Source organism: Paraburkholderia silviterrae, from assembly GCF_004353915.1.
Classification (GTDB): domain Bacteria; phylum Pseudomonadota; class Gammaproteobacteria; order Burkholderiales; family Burkholderiaceae; genus Paraburkholderia; species Paraburkholderia silviterrae.
Map to the genome: position 1 here is coordinate 208,980 of NZ_SMRP01000011.1, position 15,618 is coordinate 224,597.

At 66.4% G+C, this 15,618-nt stretch carries 13 protein-coding genes; all 13 read left to right on the forward strand.

Annotated elements, in window-relative coordinates; genetic code table 11:
- Nucleotides 1–232: 4Fe-4S dicluster domain-containing protein (locus EYW47_RS41980; RefSeq protein ID WP_240763844.1), on the forward strand; the 232-nt coding region annotated here is incomplete at its 5' end.
- 84 nt (nt 233–316) lie between these two features.
- Complete coding sequence (locus EYW47_RS22075; protein ID WP_133196955.1) at nt 317–2,395, forward strand: 3-hydroxyacyl-CoA dehydrogenase NAD-binding domain-containing protein; 2,079 nt, start codon at nt 317–319, stop codon at nt 2,393–2,395.
- Between the two features lie 68 nt (nt 2,396–2,463).
- Nucleotides 2,464–3,642: an acetyl-CoA C-acyltransferase gene (locus EYW47_RS22080; RefSeq protein WP_133196956.1), complete on the forward strand. Its 1,179-nt coding sequence runs from the start codon at nt 2,464–2,466 to the stop codon at nt 3,640–3,642.
- Between the two features lie 22 nt (nt 3,643–3,664).
- Complete coding sequence (locus EYW47_RS22085) at nt 3,665–5,527, forward strand: acyl-CoA dehydrogenase (RefSeq protein WP_133196957.1); 1,863 nt, start codon at nt 3,665–3,667, stop codon at nt 5,525–5,527.
- A gap of 84 nt (nt 5,528–5,611) precedes the next feature.
- The gene (locus tag EYW47_RS22090) at nt 5,612–7,399 is read left to right on the forward strand and encodes an acyl-CoA dehydrogenase (protein WP_133196958.1); all 1,788 of its coding nucleotides are present in this window, start codon (nt 5,612–5,614) and stop codon (nt 7,397–7,399) included.
- A gap of 186 nt (nt 7,400–7,585) precedes the next feature.
- The gene (locus tag EYW47_RS22095) at nt 7,586–9,127 is read left to right on the forward strand and encodes a long-chain-fatty-acid--CoA ligase (protein ID WP_133196959.1); all 1,542 of its coding nucleotides are present in this window, start codon (nt 7,586–7,588) and stop codon (nt 9,125–9,127) included.
- A gap of 31 nt (nt 9,128–9,158) precedes the next feature.
- Nucleotides 9,159–10,343, forward strand: coding sequence for a lipid-transfer protein (locus EYW47_RS22100; RefSeq protein ID WP_133196960.1), 1,185 nt, complete (start codon nt 9,159–9,161; stop codon nt 10,341–10,343).
- A 54-nt stretch (nt 10,344–10,397) separates the two neighbouring features.
- On the forward strand, nt 10,398–11,609 hold the full coding sequence (locus EYW47_RS22105) for an acyl-CoA dehydrogenase family protein (protein ID WP_133196961.1): 1,212 nt from the start codon (nt 10,398–10,400) through the stop codon (nt 11,607–11,609).
- Between the two features lie 14 nt (nt 11,610–11,623).
- Complete coding sequence (locus EYW47_RS22110; RefSeq protein ID WP_133196962.1) at nt 11,624–12,772, forward strand: acyl-CoA dehydrogenase family protein; 1,149 nt, start codon at nt 11,624–11,626, stop codon at nt 12,770–12,772.
- 17 nt (nt 12,773–12,789) lie between these two features.
- A complete protein-coding gene (locus EYW47_RS22115) occupies nt 12,790–13,245 on the forward strand; it encodes a MaoC family dehydratase (RefSeq protein WP_133196963.1) in 456 nt (151 codons plus the stop codon).
- 40 nt (nt 13,246–13,285) lie between these two features.
- Nucleotides 13,286–14,197: an SDR family NAD(P)-dependent oxidoreductase gene (locus EYW47_RS22120; RefSeq protein WP_133196964.1), complete on the forward strand. Its 912-nt coding sequence runs from the start codon at nt 13,286–13,288 to the stop codon at nt 14,195–14,197.
- A 49-nt stretch (nt 14,198–14,246) separates the two neighbouring features.
- Nucleotides 14,247–14,996 carry an electron transfer flavoprotein subunit beta/FixA family protein gene (locus EYW47_RS22125; RefSeq protein ID WP_133196965.1) on the forward strand — a complete coding sequence of 250 codons (750 nt, stop codon included), beginning with the start codon at nt 14,247–14,249 and terminating at the stop codon, nt 14,994–14,996.
- A gap of 24 nt (nt 14,997–15,020) precedes the next feature.
- Nucleotides 15,021–15,618 (forward strand): electron transfer flavoprotein subunit alpha/FixB family protein (locus EYW47_RS41985; protein ID WP_420819401.1); only part of this gene is annotated, 598 nt, incomplete at its 3' end.

Below are 15,618 nucleotides of genomic sequence, written 5' to 3' on the forward strand. Positions count from 1 at the left end.
GGATGCGAGCGTGCCGGTCGGCATCAACCTCAAAACCTACGCGGGTCCAGAGTCGCGCTTCTGTCCGGCCGGCGTCTACGAATTCGTGAAAGACGATTTAAACGAAGACCGCCTGCAGATCAACGCGCAGAACTGCGTGCACTGCAAGACCTGCGATATCAAGGACCCGACGCAGAACATCGTGTGGGTCACGCCCGAAGGCGGCGGCGGACCGAACTATCCGAACATGTGACGACACCGTCGTGCCGGCCATGAGTGCCGCAGACGATTGCCGCAGCGTTTCTCATTGCAGCTTTAAAGGATCAAAGGACATAGCATGACCGCACACTATCAGGTCCGTGACGGCGTGGCCGTCATCACGCTGGACAATCCGCCCGTCAACGGGCTCGGCCACGCCACGCGGTTGGGGATCATGGCAGGCATGACGCGCGCGCTCGACGACGACAGCGTCACCGCCATCGTTATCGCCGGTGCGGGCGCCGCGTTCTCGGGCGGCGCGGACATCCGCGAGTTCGGCACGCCGATGGCGCTCCAGGAGCCCAGCCTGCAGACGGTGATCGACACCATCGAAGCCTCGCCCAAGCCCGTCGTGGCCGCGCTCCATTCGGTCGCGATGGGCGGCGGGCTCGAACTGGCGCTCGGCTGCCACTACCGCGTCGTGACGAAGAGCGCGCGCATTGCGCTGCCGGAAGTCAATCTCGGCCTGCTGCCCGGCGCGGGCGGCACGCAGCGCCTGCCGCGCGCCATCGGCCTCGAAGCCGCACTGAACCTGATCGTCTCGGGCAAGACGACGACTGCCGACGCCTTCGGTCATACGCGGCTTGTCGATCACATGGTCGAAGACAACGTGGTGGATGCCGCCGAAAAGTATGCGCGCAACGTGGCGCATTCGCCGGGCGTGCATCCGCGTCTGCGCGATCTCGAAGTGCAGCACGAAAGCGCGGACGCATACCTCGGCTACGCAAGGATGACCGTCGCCGGCGCGGCCGGCCTGCCGGCGCCGCTCAAGTGCGTGGAGGCCGTTGCGGCGTCCCTCAAGCCCTTCGATCAGGGCATGCGCGAAGAGCGCGAGGCCTTCCTCCATCTGATGGCCACACCGCACTCGCGTGCGCTGCGGCACGCGTTCCTTGCCGAGCGCGCGGCCAGCAAGATTCCCGACGTGCCGGCCGATACGCCGCTGCGCACGTTGGCGAAGGTCGCGGTGATCGGCGCCGGCACCATGGGCGGCGGCATCGCCATGAGCTTCCTGAACGCCGGCATTCCGGTCACGCTGCTCGAGACGAAGGCCGAGGCGCTCGAGCGCGGTGTGGCCACCATCCGGCGCAACTACGAGAGCACGGCGAAGAAGGGCAAGCTCAGCCAGGAGCAGGTGGAGGCGCGCATGTCGCTGCTTTGCGCCACGCTCTCCTATGACGACATCAAGGACGCGGATCTCGTGATCGAAGCCGTGTTCGAAGACATGGGCGTCAAGAAGGCCGTGTTCAGGCAGCTCGACGAAATCATGAAACCCGGCGCGATCCTCGCGTCGAACACGTCCACGCTCGACGTCGACGCCATCGCGGCGTTCACGAAGCGGCCGCAGGACGTGGTCGGCATGCATTTCTTCAGTCCTGCGAACGTCATGAAGCTGCTCGAAGTGGTGCGCGGCAAGCACACGGCGCTCGACGTGCTGGCCACCGTCATGGCGCTTGCGAAGAAGATCCGCAAGATCGCGGTGGTGTCGGGCGTGTGCGATGGCTTCATCGGCAACCGGATGATCGAGCAGTACAGCCGCCAGGCCGGCTTCCTGCTCGACGAAGGCGCGCTGCCCGAGCAGGTCGACCGCGCCATCGAGCGCTTCGGCTTCGCGATGGGGCCGTTCCGCATGATCGACATGGCTGGCAACGACATTGCCTGGGCCATCCGCAAGCGCCGCGCCGTCGAGCAGCCGTCGTTCAACTACTCGAAGACCGGCGACCTGCTCTGCGAGGCGGGCCGCTTCGGCCAGAAGGCCGGCAAGGGCTGGTACGACTACAAGCCCGGCGATCGCATGGCGTATCCGAGCCAGCAGGTCAACGACATGATCGTCGAGCATTCGAAGGACCTGGGCATCGAGCGGCGCCGGATCAGCGACGCGGAGATCGTCGAGCGCCTCGTGTACGCGCTCGTCAACGAAGGCGCGCTGATCGTCGAGGAGGGGATCGCGTCGAAGGCCTCGGACGTCGACATGGTGTATCTGAGCGGCTACGGCTTCCCGCAATGGCGCGGCGGCCCGATGCGCCACGCCGACGAGGTGGGCCTCTACAACGTCGCGCAGTCGATCCGCCGCTATGCGCGGGGCTACCAGGGACATGCGTGGGAGGTTGCGCCGCTGCTGCAAAAGCTTGCGGACGCCGGCCGCGGGTTCAACGACTGAGCTGCATTGACGGCCGCCGCCGGCATGCCGGCTCGCGGCCCAACATCGTGAAATCACGGGAACAGATTATGAATGACGCAGTGATCGTATCCACGGCTCGAACCGGCCTCGCGAAGAGCTGGAAGGGCGGCTTCAACATGACGCACGGCGCGACGCTGGGCGGCCACGCCGTACAGCACGCCATCGCGCGCGCCGGCATCGAGGCCGGCGAAGTGGAGGACGTGCTGATGGGCTGTGCCAACCCCGAAGGCGCGACGGGCGGCAACATCGCGCGGCAGATCGCGCTGCGCGCGGGCTGCCCTGTCACGGTGCCGGGGGCGACCGTCAACCGCTTCTGCTCGTCCGGCCTGCAGGCGATCGCGATGGCCGCGCAGCGCGTGATCGCAGATGAAGGCGACATTTACGTGGCGGGCGGCGTGGAAAGCATCTCGTGGACGCAGCGCCAGATGAACCTGGAGTTCGCCTGCGACCCCGCGCTCGTGCGCAGCAAGCCGGAGATCTACTGGAGCATGCTGCAGACGGCGGAGACCGTCGCGGCGCGTTACGGCATTTCGCGCGAGCGCCAGGACGAATACGGCGCGCGCAGCCAGCAGCGCGCGGCGCAGGCGCAGGAGGCGGGGCGCTTCAAGGACGAGATCGTGCCCCTGACCGTCACGGCCGGCGTGGTCGACAAGGCAAGCGGCGAGATCGTGACGCGGGAAGTGACGGTCAGCGCGGACGAGGGCATTCGGGGCGACACGACGTTCGAAGGCGTATCGAAGATTCGCCCGGCTTTTGCTGGCGGCGTGATTTCGGCCGGCAACGCCTCGCAGTTCTCCGACGGCGCCTCGGCGGCGGTGGTGATGAGCGCCCGCGTGGCACAGGCGAAGGGACTGCAGCCGCTCGGCGTGTTCCGCGGCTTCGCCGTGGCAGGGTGCGAGCCCGACGAGATGGGCATCGGGCCGGTGTTCGCGGTGCCGAAGCTGCTGAAGAAGGCGGGCCTCACCGTCGACGACATCGGCCTGTGGGAGCTCAACGAAGCCTTCGCCGTGCAGGTGCTCTATTGCGCCGACAAGCTTGGGATTCCGATGGAACGGCTCAATGTGAACGGCGGCGCGATTGCGGTGGGGCACCCGTACGGCGTGTCCGGCGCGCGTCTGGTCGGCCATGCGCTGATCGAGGGCAAGCGCCGCGGCGTGAAGTACGTCGTGGTGACGATGTGCATCGGCGGCGGCCAGGGTGCCGCCGGCCTGTTCGAAGTGCTGTAAGGACCGCGAGGAGGATGCCGTCATGTCGTTGATCCTGTCGCGCCGCGATCTGGACTTTTTGCTCTACGACTGGCTCGCCGTCGAGGCGCTGACGCGCATCGAACGTTACGCCGATCACTCGCGCGAAACATTCGACGCCGCCATCGACACCTGCGAGAAGATCGCCACGCAGCTCTTTGCCACGCACAACAAGAAGAACGATCAGCACGAGCCGCATTTCGACGGCGAGACCGTCCATATCATCCCCGAGGTGAAGACCGCGCTGAAAGCATTCTGCGAGGCGGGGCTGATCGCCGCGGGCCAGGACTACGACATGGGCGGCATGCAGTTGCCGCTCGTCGTCGAGAAGGCGGGCTTCGCCTGGTTCCTGGCGGCGAATATCGGCACGGCGGGCTATCCGTTCCTCACGATCGGCAACGCGAACCTGCTGCTGGCGCATGGCAGTCCGAAGCAGATCGATACGTTCGTGCGCCCCGAATTCGAAGGCCGCTATTTCGGCACGATGTGTCTTTCCGAGCCGCAGGCGGGCTCGTCGCTCTCGGACGTCGCCACACGCGCCGACTACGAAGGGCAATCTCCGCTCGGCGCGCAATACCGGCTGCGTGGCAACAAGATGTGGATCTCGGGCGGCGAGCACGAGCTTGCCGAAAACATCGTGCATCTCGTGCTCGCGAAGATTCCCGGGCCGGACGGCAAGCTCACTGCCGGCGTGAAGGGCATCTCGCTCTTCATCGTGCCGAAGTACCTCGTGAACGAAGACGGCTCGCGCGGCGAGCACAACGACGTCGTGCTCGCGGGCCTCAATCACAAGATGGGCTATCGCGGCACGACCAACTGCCTGCTGAATTTCGGCGAAGGCACGCGGTACACGCCGGGTGGCCGCGCCGGTGCGATCGGCTACCTGATCGGCGAGCCGGGGCAGGGTCTCGCGTGCATGTTCCACATGATGAACGAAGCGCGGATCGGCGTGGGCCTCGGAGCGGCGGTGCTGGGCTACACCGGCTATCTGCATGCGCTCGACTATGCGCGCAATCGTCCGCAGGGGCGGCCCGTGGGCGCGGGCGGCAAGAATCCGGCCGCGCCCCAGGTCAAGCTTGTCGAGCACGCGGATGTGCGCCGCATGCTGCTCGCGCAGAAGAGCTATGTGGAGGGCGCGCTCGCGCTCAACCTGTACTGCGCGCGCGTGGTCGACGACGCGCGCGGGGCGCAAGCCGCTGGCGACACCGCCGCCGTCGAGCGGCTCACGCTGCTGCTCGACATCCTCACGCCGATCGCCAAGAGCTGGCCCTCGCAATGGTGTCTCGAGGCGAACAACCTCGCGATCCAGGTGCACGGTGGCTATGGCTATACGCGCGAGTACAACGTCGAGCAGTTCTGGCGCGACAACCGCCTGAATCCCATTCACGAAGGCACGCACGGCATTCAGGGCCTCGATCTGCTCGGCCGCAAGGTCGTGATGCGCGACGGCGCCGCGCTGAAGGTGCTCGAAGGTGTCATACGCGCGAGCATCGAGAGGGCACTGGCTTTGCCGCACGCGCCGCTCGCGGACCACGCCCGCGAACTGGACGCGGCGTTGGGCCGGCTCAAGGACGTGACGCAACGGTTGTGGGCGGCAGGCGATGCCGCCGTCACGCTCGCGAATGCTTCGGTGTACCTGGAAGCGTTTGGCCATATCGTGCTGGCGTGGATCTGGCTGGAGCAGGCCATGACCGCCCGGCGTCTGCTCGACGCCCACGAGCGCCCGGCCGACGAGGCGTTTCACCAGGGCAAGCTGGCCGCCGCTGCCTGGTTCTTCCGGTGGGAGCTGCCGCGCATCGGCCCGCAGCTGGACCTGCTCGCGGCGCTCGACCGCACGACGCTCGACATGCAGGACGCCTGGTTCTAGTGGAAAGCGGGCGTCGTGCGCAGCACGCGCCCCCTGCCGTCGCCGTGTGCCGGCATTTCGGAAATCAAAAAGGAGAGGAGAGCTATGTACAACGCACCGGTCAAGGACATGCTGTTCGCGATGACGGAACTCGCACGTCTGGACGAGCTGGCGGCATTGCCGGGCTGCGAGGACGTGAGCCGCGAGACCGTGCAGGCGGTGCTCGGCGAGGCGGCGAAGTTCAGCGGCGAGGTCGTCGCGCCGCTGAACGTGGAGGGCGACCGCAATCCCAGCCGTTGGGACAACGGCAAGGTGACGGCCACGCCGGGCTTCGCCGATGCGTTCCGCCAGTTCGCGACCGGCGGCTGGCAGGGCGTGCAGCATCCGGCGGAGTACGGCGGTCAGGGGTTGCCCAAGCTGGTCAGCACGCCTTGCACGGAGATGCTGTGCTCGGCCAACCTGTCGCTCGCGCTGTGTCCGCTGTTGACCGATGGGGCGATCGAGGCGTTGCTCATCGCCGGCAACGAAGCGCAGAAGCAGCGCTTCCTGCCCAAGCTGATCTCGGGCGAATGGACCGGCACGATGAACCTCACGGAGCCCCAGGCGGGCTCCGATCTCGCGCTGTTGCGCGCGCGTGCCGAGCCGCAGGGCGATGGCACGTACCGCGTCTTCGGCACGAAGATCTTCATCACGTGGGGCGAGCACGACATGACGGAGAACATCGTCCATCTCGTGCTCGCGCGCACGCCGGGCGCGCCCGAGGGCGTCAAGGGCATTTCGCTCTTCATCGTGCCGAAGTTCCTCGTGAACGATGACGGCAGCCTCGGCGCGCGCAACGACGTGCAGTGCGTCTCTATCGAGCACAAGCTGGGCATCAAGGCGAGCCCCACGGCCGTGCTGCAGTTCGGCGACCATGGCGGCGCAGTGGGCTATCTGGTGGGCGAGGAGAACCGCGGCCTCGAATACATGTTCATCATGATGAACGCGGCGCGCTTCACGGTGGGCATGCAGGGCGTCGCCATCTCCGGGCGCGCCTACCAGAAGGCCGTCGCCTACGCGAAGGAACGCGTGCAGAGCCGTCCCGTGGACGGATCGTCGAAAGAGGCCGTGGCGATCATCGAGCACCCCGACGTGCGCCGCATGCTCGCGACGATGCGCGCGCTTACCGAAGCCTCGCGCGCGCTCGCGTATGTGGCGGCCTCGGAGAGCGATTTCGCGCATCGCCATGCCGATGCGGCGGTGCGCGCGCAGCATCGGGCGCGCTACGAGTATCTCGTGCCGATCGTGAAGGGCTGGAGCACCGAACTGTCGATCGAGGTGACGAGCCTTGGCGTGCAGGTGCATGGCGGCATGGGCTTCATCGAGGAAACGGGCGCCGCGCAGTATTACCGCGACGCGCGCATTCTCGCCATCTATGAAGGCACCACGGCCATCCAGGCGAACGATCTGATCGGCCGCAAGACGCTGCGCGACGGCGGCGCGGCGGCGCAAGCGCTGCTCACGGACGTGGCCGCAACCGTGGACGCGCTCGGTGCGCATGACAGCGCGCCGTTCAAGGCGATGCGGCGCCACCTGTCGCAAGGGCGCGAGGCCCTGGCTGCGGCAGTGGACTATGTGCTCGACCATGCGAAGCGCGATCCGAACGCCGTGTTCGCGGGCGGCGTGCCGTATTTGAAGCTCGCGGGCATCGTGCTGGGCGGATGGCAGATGGCGCGCGCGCTGCTCGCGTCCGCGCGGCTCTTTGCGGAAAATCCCGCGTTCCACGGCGCCAAGATCGCGACGGCGCAGTTCTACGCGGAACACGTCCTGCCGCAGGCGGTGGCGCTGCAAGCGGCAATCGTCGGCGCGAAGGGCGGCGAAGGCGTGCTGGCGCTGGACGCGGAGCAGTTCTGAGCCACGCGCCGGCTGCCCCGGCGCGGTCCCCGGCTTCGGATTGCGGCGTTTTGCAATGGATTCGATGGAATGCGCAATCGCCCGTTGGTGCGGCGCTCCCTAACATACGTGCTGAACGGTGACGGCAACCCGCCCGCATGGGACGGACCAGGCCGGCACACGCGGCCCCATCGACAGGAGACATCGATGTACCAAACCCAGGCGCTGCACCGCGCGCTGCAGCAGTACGGCGATCGCGTGGCCGTCCGCTTCGCGGGGCGCGAGCGCACCTTCGCGGCATTCGCGGAGCGCGTCGCGCGACTCGCCGGCGCGCTGCAGCAACTGGGCCTGCAAGATGGCGACCGCATCGCCATACTGGCGCTGAATTCCGACCGCTACCTCGAGTTCCAGATGGCCGTGCCCTGGGCCGGCGGGGCCGTCAATCCCTGCAACATCCGCTGGTCCGCCGCCGAGCTGCTGTACGCGCTCGACGACTCCGGCACGACCATGCTGCTCGTCGACGACACGTTTGCAGCGCTCGGCGCGCAGCTGCGCCGCGACGCGCAAACCGTGCGCGAACTGATCTACTGCGGCGACGGGCCCGCGCCGGAGGGCATGCGCGACTACGAGGCGCTGCTCGCCGACGCCGCTGCCGTGACCGACCGCTACCGGCGCGGCGAGGATCTCGCCGGCATCTTCTATACCGGCGGCACGACGGGCTTCGCGAAGGGCGTGATGCTGAGCCATAGCAATCTCGGCGTGGCTGCGCTCACCGCGCTGGCGGCGGGGCTCGCGCGGCCGGGGGCCGTCTATCTGCATGCAGCGCCGATGTTCCACATCGCCGACATCGGGCTTGCCGGGCCTCACTGGGTGGAAGGCAATACCCACGTGATCCTGCCGGCGTTCGAGCCGAAGGCGGTGCTCGAGGCGATCGAGCGTCACGGCGTGACGCATACGGTGCTCGTGCCGACCATGATCCAGCGTCTCGTGGAGCAGGCCGAAGGGACTTCCCGCTACGACGTGACGACGCTCGAAACCGTGTCGTACGGCGCGTCGCCGATGTCGCCGGCGTTGCTCGCACGCGCGCAGGCGGTCTTTCCGAACGCGCGCTTCAGGCAGCTTTACGGCATGACCGAGGCGGGTCCGGTGGCGATCGAATCGGCCAGCCCGTCGGCGGCCGAACGCGAGGGGGCTGCGGGCCGGCCCTGCTACTGCGTGCAGGTGAAGGTCGTGAATGCGCAGGGCGTGGAAGTGCCGCGCCATACCCCAGGCGAGGTCGCGCTGTGCGGACCGAACGTGATGCAGGGCTACTGGAACAAGCCGGAGCAGACGGCGGCGGTGCTGCGCGGCGGCTGGTATTTCACGGGCGATGGCGGGTACATGGACGAGGACGGCTTTCTGCACGTTGTCGACCGCATCAAGGACATGATCATCACGGGCGGCGAGAACGTCTATTCCGCCGAGGTCGAGAGCGTCATCGCCGCGCATCCTGCGGTCGCCGCCTCCGCTGTGATCGCCGTGCCCGACGCGCGCTGGGGCGAGGCCGTGCACGCGGTCGTCGTGGCGGTGCCGGGCGCGAGCGTGAGCGCGCAAGACATCATCGCGCATTGCAAGACGCGCATTGCGGGCTACAAGTGTCCGCGCAGCGTGGAATTCGTCGACGAGCTGCCTGTCTCGGGTGCCGGCAAGGTGCTGAAGATCAGGCTTCGCGAGCGTTACTGGAAAGACCGTGCACGCAGCGTGGCGTGACGGTTCACATCAATCGATGAGGAGTACATCAATGAGTCGAGACGTCTACGTTGCCGGAATCGGCATGATCCCTTTCACCAAGCCGGGCGCGAGCGAGCCTTACCCGCAGATGGGTGCGCAAGCCGCCCGCCTTGCGCTGAAGGACGCCGGTCTCGACTATGGCCAGATCCAGCAGTGCTATGCGGGCTTCGTCTACGGCGACTCCACGGCCGGACAGCGTGCCATCTATGAAGTGGGCATGACGGGCATTCCGGTCATCAACGTCAACAACAATTGCTCGACGGGTTCCACCGCGCTGTATCTGGCCCGCCAGGCCGTGGCAAGCGGCGTAGCCGAATGCGTGCTGGCCCTCGGCTTCGAGCAGATGAACCCCGGCGCGCTCGGCACGACTTTCAAGGATCGTCCGTCGCCGTTCGACCGCTTCGACGCCCTTACCGAGGAGCTGGTGGGTGCCGGCGACATCCCGCCCGCCCTGCGTTATTTCGGCGGTGCCGGGCTCGCACATATGAAGCAGTACGGAACGAAGCTCTCGACCTTCGCGAAGATCCGCGCCAAGGCGAGCCGGCACGCCGCGCGCAACCCGCTGGCCGTGTTCCGCAACGTCGTGACGGAGGAAGACGTCATGGCCGCGCCGGTGGTCTGGGAAGGCGTGATGACGAAGCTGATGGCCTGCCCGCCGACGAGCGGTGCGGCAGCCGCGGTCGTGTGCTCGGAGGACTTCGCAAAGCGCCACGGCCTGAACCGCCAGGTGCGCATCGCGGCCCAGGCGATGACCACCGATTTCGCCGCCACCTTCGAGGCCCGCGACATGCGCGAGATTGCGGGCGTTGGCATGACGAAGGCCGCGGCGCGCCAGGTCTACGAGGCGGCCGGCGTCTCGCCGCAGGATATCGACGTGGTCGAGCTGCACGACTGTTTTGCACACAACGAACTGCTGACCTACGAGGGGCTCGGCCTGTGCCCGGAAGGCGGCGCGGAAAAGTTCGTGCTCGACGGTGACAACACCTATGGCGGCAAGTACGTGACCAACCCGTCGGGCGGGCTGCTTTCGAAGGGGCATCCGCTCGGGGCGACGGGCATCGCCCAGTGCGTCGAGCTGGTCCAGCACCTGCGCGGCACGGCGGACGCCCGCCAGGTGGAAGGCGCGCGTCTGGCGCTTCAGCACAACGTGGGACTCGGTGGCGCTTGCGTGGTGACCCTCTACGAACGCGTCTGATTCGTGTCTGACCTGTCAGGCAGCGAAGCAATACACCAATCAGGAGACGGACCGATGGACTTTCAACCCGATGCGGGCTTGACCGCATTCCGCGAGGAGGTGCGCGCATTTCTGCGTACGCACCTGCCGGCCGAGCTGGCCGGCTCGCAACACGGCGTGCGCTCGCCGCGCGCCGCGCTGGTGCGTTGGCAAGGTATCCTCAACGATCACGGTTGGGGCGCGCCATACTGGGAAAAGGAGCATGGCGGCACCGGCTGGACGCCGCAGCAGCGCCTCGCATTCGACGAGGAATGCGCGATCGCTGGCACGCCGAGCCAGGATGTCTTTGGCCAGCGCCTGCTCGGGCCGGTCCTGAATCACTTCGCGACGCCCGAGCAGAAGGCCGAGCACCTGCCGCACATCTTTGCCGGCACGCGTCTGTGGTGCCAGGGTTTCTCCGAGCCGGGCTCGGGATCGGATCTTGCCTCGCTGCGCACGCAGGCCGTGCGGGTCGCGGACGATGAAGGCGACCACTACGTCGTCAACGGCCAGAAGATCTGGACGAGCTATGCGCACCAGGCGGACTGGATCTTCCTGCTCGTGCGCACCGACGCCTCCGTGAAGAAGCAGGCCGGCATCAGCTTCCTGCTCGTCGACATGAAGACGCCCGGCATCACGGTGCGCCCGATCATGACGATCGACGGCTGCCATCACCTGAACGAAACCTTCTTCGACAACGTGCGCGTGCCGGTGGCCAACTGCGTGGGCGGCGAGGGCGCGGGCTGGAACGTCACCAAGTTCCTGCTCAACAACGAGCACGCGGCGACGGCCGACCTGCCAACCCTGGTCCGCTTCCAGCGGCAACTACGCACGCTTGCGGCCACGCTGCGCGTGGATGGCGAGCCGCTCATCCGCCGGCCGGCGTTCGCCTTGCGTCTTGCGCGCCTCGAAGCCGAGTTGCAGGCGGTTTCGATGATGGTGCAACGGGTCGCTGTGCTGGAGCAGGATCACAGCCCCACGGCTCACGTGATGGGATCGATGCTGAAGATACGCGGCACCGAGCTGCAGCAGAAGATGAGCGAGTTCCTCGTCGAGGCGCTTGGCGACTACGGCGCGATTGCCTACCCCGAATCGCATGATGGCGAGGGCGACGCGTTGCCGGTTCCCTGCGCGCACATGGGCCCCGGCATCGCCAGCGAAATGTTCTTCCGCCGCGCATCGACGATCTACGGAGGCACCAGCGAGGTCCAGCGCGGCATCATCGCCAAGCTGCTGTTTCAACTCTGAGCCGCAATGCAACCATGAACTTCAATCTGAATTCCGAGCAGCAGATGCTGCAGGACAGCGTGCGCCGCTTCGTGAGCAAGGCGTGCAGCTTCGAAAACCGGACCGCGCAGATCAAGGCAGGGCCTGCGGCCTGCGCGCGCCACTGGGATGCGTTCGCGGAGAACGGCTGGCTGGCCGCCGCGCTGCCCGATTCGTATGGTGGCCTGGGCGGCACGGTGGTCGACAATGTCCTGATCGGCATCGAGCTGGGACGGGGACTCGTGAGCGATCCATTCGTCGGGCTGGGCGTGCTCGCTGCCCAGACGCTGGCCGCGTGCGCAACCGAAGCGCAGAAGGAAGCCCTGCTGCCGCGTCTCGCCGAAGGGACGCTGCGCATCGCGCTCGCCTTCAGCGAGCCGGATGCGCGCGGTAATCCCGCACGTGTGAAGGCGAGGGCTGTGCCTCACGCCGGCGGCTACAAACTGCATGGCCACAAGACGCTGGTCGTGGGCGCGCCGGCGGCCGACATGCTGCTGGTGTCCGCCTGCATCGACGGCGTGGGGGCCGATCCGGGCCGTGTTGCCCTGTTCCTTGTCGAAGCCGGCAGCGCCGGGCTTGCGCAGCGTGCGCTGCCGTTGCACGACGGTACGTGGGCCGCTGACGTGCTGCTCGACGGCGTACAGGTCAGTGCCGATGCGCGCATCGGCTACGGTGGAGATTGCCTGCCGGCGCTGCGCCACGGGCTGGCCCATGCCGTTGCCGTGCAAAGCGCCGAGCTGATTGGCGCAATGGAGGCGGCCATCGAGGCGACGTCCGAATACCTGAAGGTGCGCAAGCAATTCGGAGTCCAGATCGGCAGCTTCCAGTCGCTTCAGCACCGCATGGCCGACATGGCGGCGGAAATGGAGCTGGCCCGCTCGATGCTGTTCGCGCTGCTCGCGGCATTCGAGGCAGGTGACGAGACGGCGCTGCAGCACACGGTATCCGCGTGCAAGGCCTTCGTCTGCCGCGCCGCGAAGAACGTTTGCGGACAGGCGATCCAGCTGCACGGCGGCATCGGCATGACCGAGGAATATGCCATCGGCCATTATTTCAAGCGCGCCGTGGTGGCGGAGCTCGTGCTCGGCAGCAGCGACCAGCATGAGGCGGCTTGTGCCGCCGCGCTCGAACGCGCATTGACCTGAATACCAAGGAATGCTTGATGAAAGTTTATGAAACGCCCGATGCGTTGAAGCCGCTGAAGGGGGAGTCCATCGGCACGAGCGACTGGCTGCTGATCGACCAGGCGCGTGTGAATCTTTTCGCGGACGCAACCGACGACCACCAATGGATTCACGTCGACGTGGAGCGCGCCAAAAGCGGGCCTTTCGGCACACCCATCGCGCACGGCTTCCTGACGCTCAGTCTGATGCCGGGGCTGATCGCCTCCGCTTTCGCGGTCCATGGCACGTCGTCAGGCGTGAACTACGGGCTCGACAAGGTCCGCTTCCCGGCGCCCGTGCGCGTCGGCAGCCGTATCCGCGGGCAGTTCCGGCTGCTCGAATGGGACGAGATCGGCAACGGCGCCGTGCAGGTCAAGATCGAGATGACGATCGAGTGCGAGGGGGCGGCGAAGCCGGCGTGCGTGGCCGAGTCGATTCTGCGCTTCTTCCGGTAATTTCCGCTGACATCGAAGCATTGAAGCTGAGGAGCAGGACATGAGTATTCGTTTTGACGGCAAAGTGGCCATCGTGACGGGCGCGGGCGCCGGGTTGGGACGCGAGCACGCACTGGCTTTCGCGGCACGCGGCGCGAAGGTCGTGGTCAACGACTTCGGGGGCGGTCGCGACGGCAGCGGCGGATCGTCGGAGGCGGCGCTGGCCGTGGTCGACGAGATCCGCGCGGCGGGCGGCACGGCGATCGCCAACGGCGCGAATGTGGCCGACTTCGCCCAGGTGGAGGCCATGGTCGCGCAGACGATCGAGGCCTTCGGCCGCGTCGACATCCTCGTGAACAACGCGGGCATTCTGCGCGACAAGAGCTTCGCGAAGATGGACGTGGCCGATTTTCGCTCCGTGCTCGACGTGCACCTGATGGGCTCGATGCATTGCACGAAGGCCGTGTGGGAAACGATGCGCGAGCAGAAGTACGGCCGCATCGTGATGACGACGTCGGCGGCGGGGCTCTACGGCAATTTCGGCCAGGCGAACTACGGCGCGGCGAAGATGGCGCTCGTCGGGCTGATGAACGTGCTGCATCAGGAAGGCATCAAGAACAACATCAAGGTCAACACGATTGCGCCCATCGCGGCCACCCGCATGACCGCCGAGCTGCTGCCCGAGGCGGCGCTGCAAGCCATTCGTCCCGAACGGGTGACCCCTGGCGTGCTGTTCCTGTGCAGCGAGGACGCACCTTCGCGCGTCGTGCTGTCCGCGGGCGGCGGCTCGTTTGCGGCGGCGACGATGGTCGAAACGGCGCCATGCCACATCGCCGATGCCGAACTGAGCCCGGAGGCGATTGCGGGCCGCTTCGCCGAAATCTCCGACTGGAGCACGGCTTCGGCCTATGCCGAGGCAGGGCAGGAGGTCGGGCGGTTTATCGAAGTCGCGCTCAAGTCCGCGCGCGCTTGAATATCGTGCCGTTGAATACGGCACGTTTGCTCGATTCAGGGAGTGAATCTTGAAAGTACTGGTGGCGGTAAAGAGGGTAGTGGACCCTAACGTGAAGGTCGGCGTGAAGTCGGATGGCACAGGCGTCGACATCGCCAATGTGAAGATGTCGATGAACCCGTTCGACGAAATCGCCGTGGAAGAGGCGGTTCGGTTGAAGGAAGCGGGCGTGGCGACGGAAGTCATCGCCGTGTCCGCCGGTGTGGCGCAAGCGCAGGAAACACTGCGCACGGCGCTGGCCATTGGCGCGGATCGCGCGGTCTTCATCGAGTCGAATGAAGACCTGCAGCCGCTCGCCGTGGCGAAGCTTTTGAAGGCACTCGTCGATAAAGAGCAGCCTTCGTTGATCATTCTCGGCAAGCAGGCTATCGACGACGATTCGAACCAGACCGGCCAGATGCTTGCCGCTTTGGCTGGTCTGCCGCAGGCAACCTTCGCTTCGAAGATCACGATCGCCGATGGCCGTGCCACGGTCGCGCGTGAAGTCGATGGCGGCGCGCAGACGCTTTCGCTGCAATTGCCCGCCGTGGTGACCACCGACCTTCGTTTGAACGAGCCGCGCTATGTCACGCTGCCGAACATCATGAAGGCGAAGAAGAAGCCGCTGGAAACGGTCAAGCCCGAGGATCTGGGTGTTGATGTCACGCCACGCGTGAAGACCCTGAAGGTTGCCGAGCCGCCCAAGCGTAGCGCAGGCGTGAAGGTCGCCGACGTGAATACGCTGGTCGAGAAGCTGAAGACCGAAGCCAAGGTGCTGTAAGGGAGTGGATTGAAAATGACGAATCTGGTGAATCTGGTATTGGCCGAACACGACAATGCGTCGATCAAGGCTGCGACGCTGAACACCGTGGCTGCCGCACAGAAAATCGGCGGCGACGTGCATGTGCTGATCGCCGGCCACAACGCCCAGGCTGCTGCCGATGCGGCGGCGAAGATCGTGGGCGTTTCGAAAGTGCTGCTGGCCGATGCACCGCAACTCGAAGCGGGTCTCGCCGAAAACGTCGAGGCGACGGTCCTGAGCATTGCTCAGCATTACTCGCATATCCTCGCGCCGTCGACGGCAGCGGGTAAGAACGTAGCGCCGCGTATCGCTGCGAAGCTGGATGTTGCACAGATCAGCGACGTCACGGCGGTGGATTCGCCGGACACGTTCGAGCGTCCGATCTACGCGGGCAACGTCATTGCGACGGTGCAATCACAAGATCCCATCAAGGTCATCACGGTTCGCACGACCGGCTTCGACGCCGTGGCGGCCGAAGGCGGCAACGCAGCGGTGGAGAAGATCGAAGCGGCGGCAGACAGCGGCCTTTCGCAATTCGTTGGCCGCGAAGTCACGAAGCTCGACCGTCCGGAACTCACGAGCGCGAAGATCATCGTCTCGG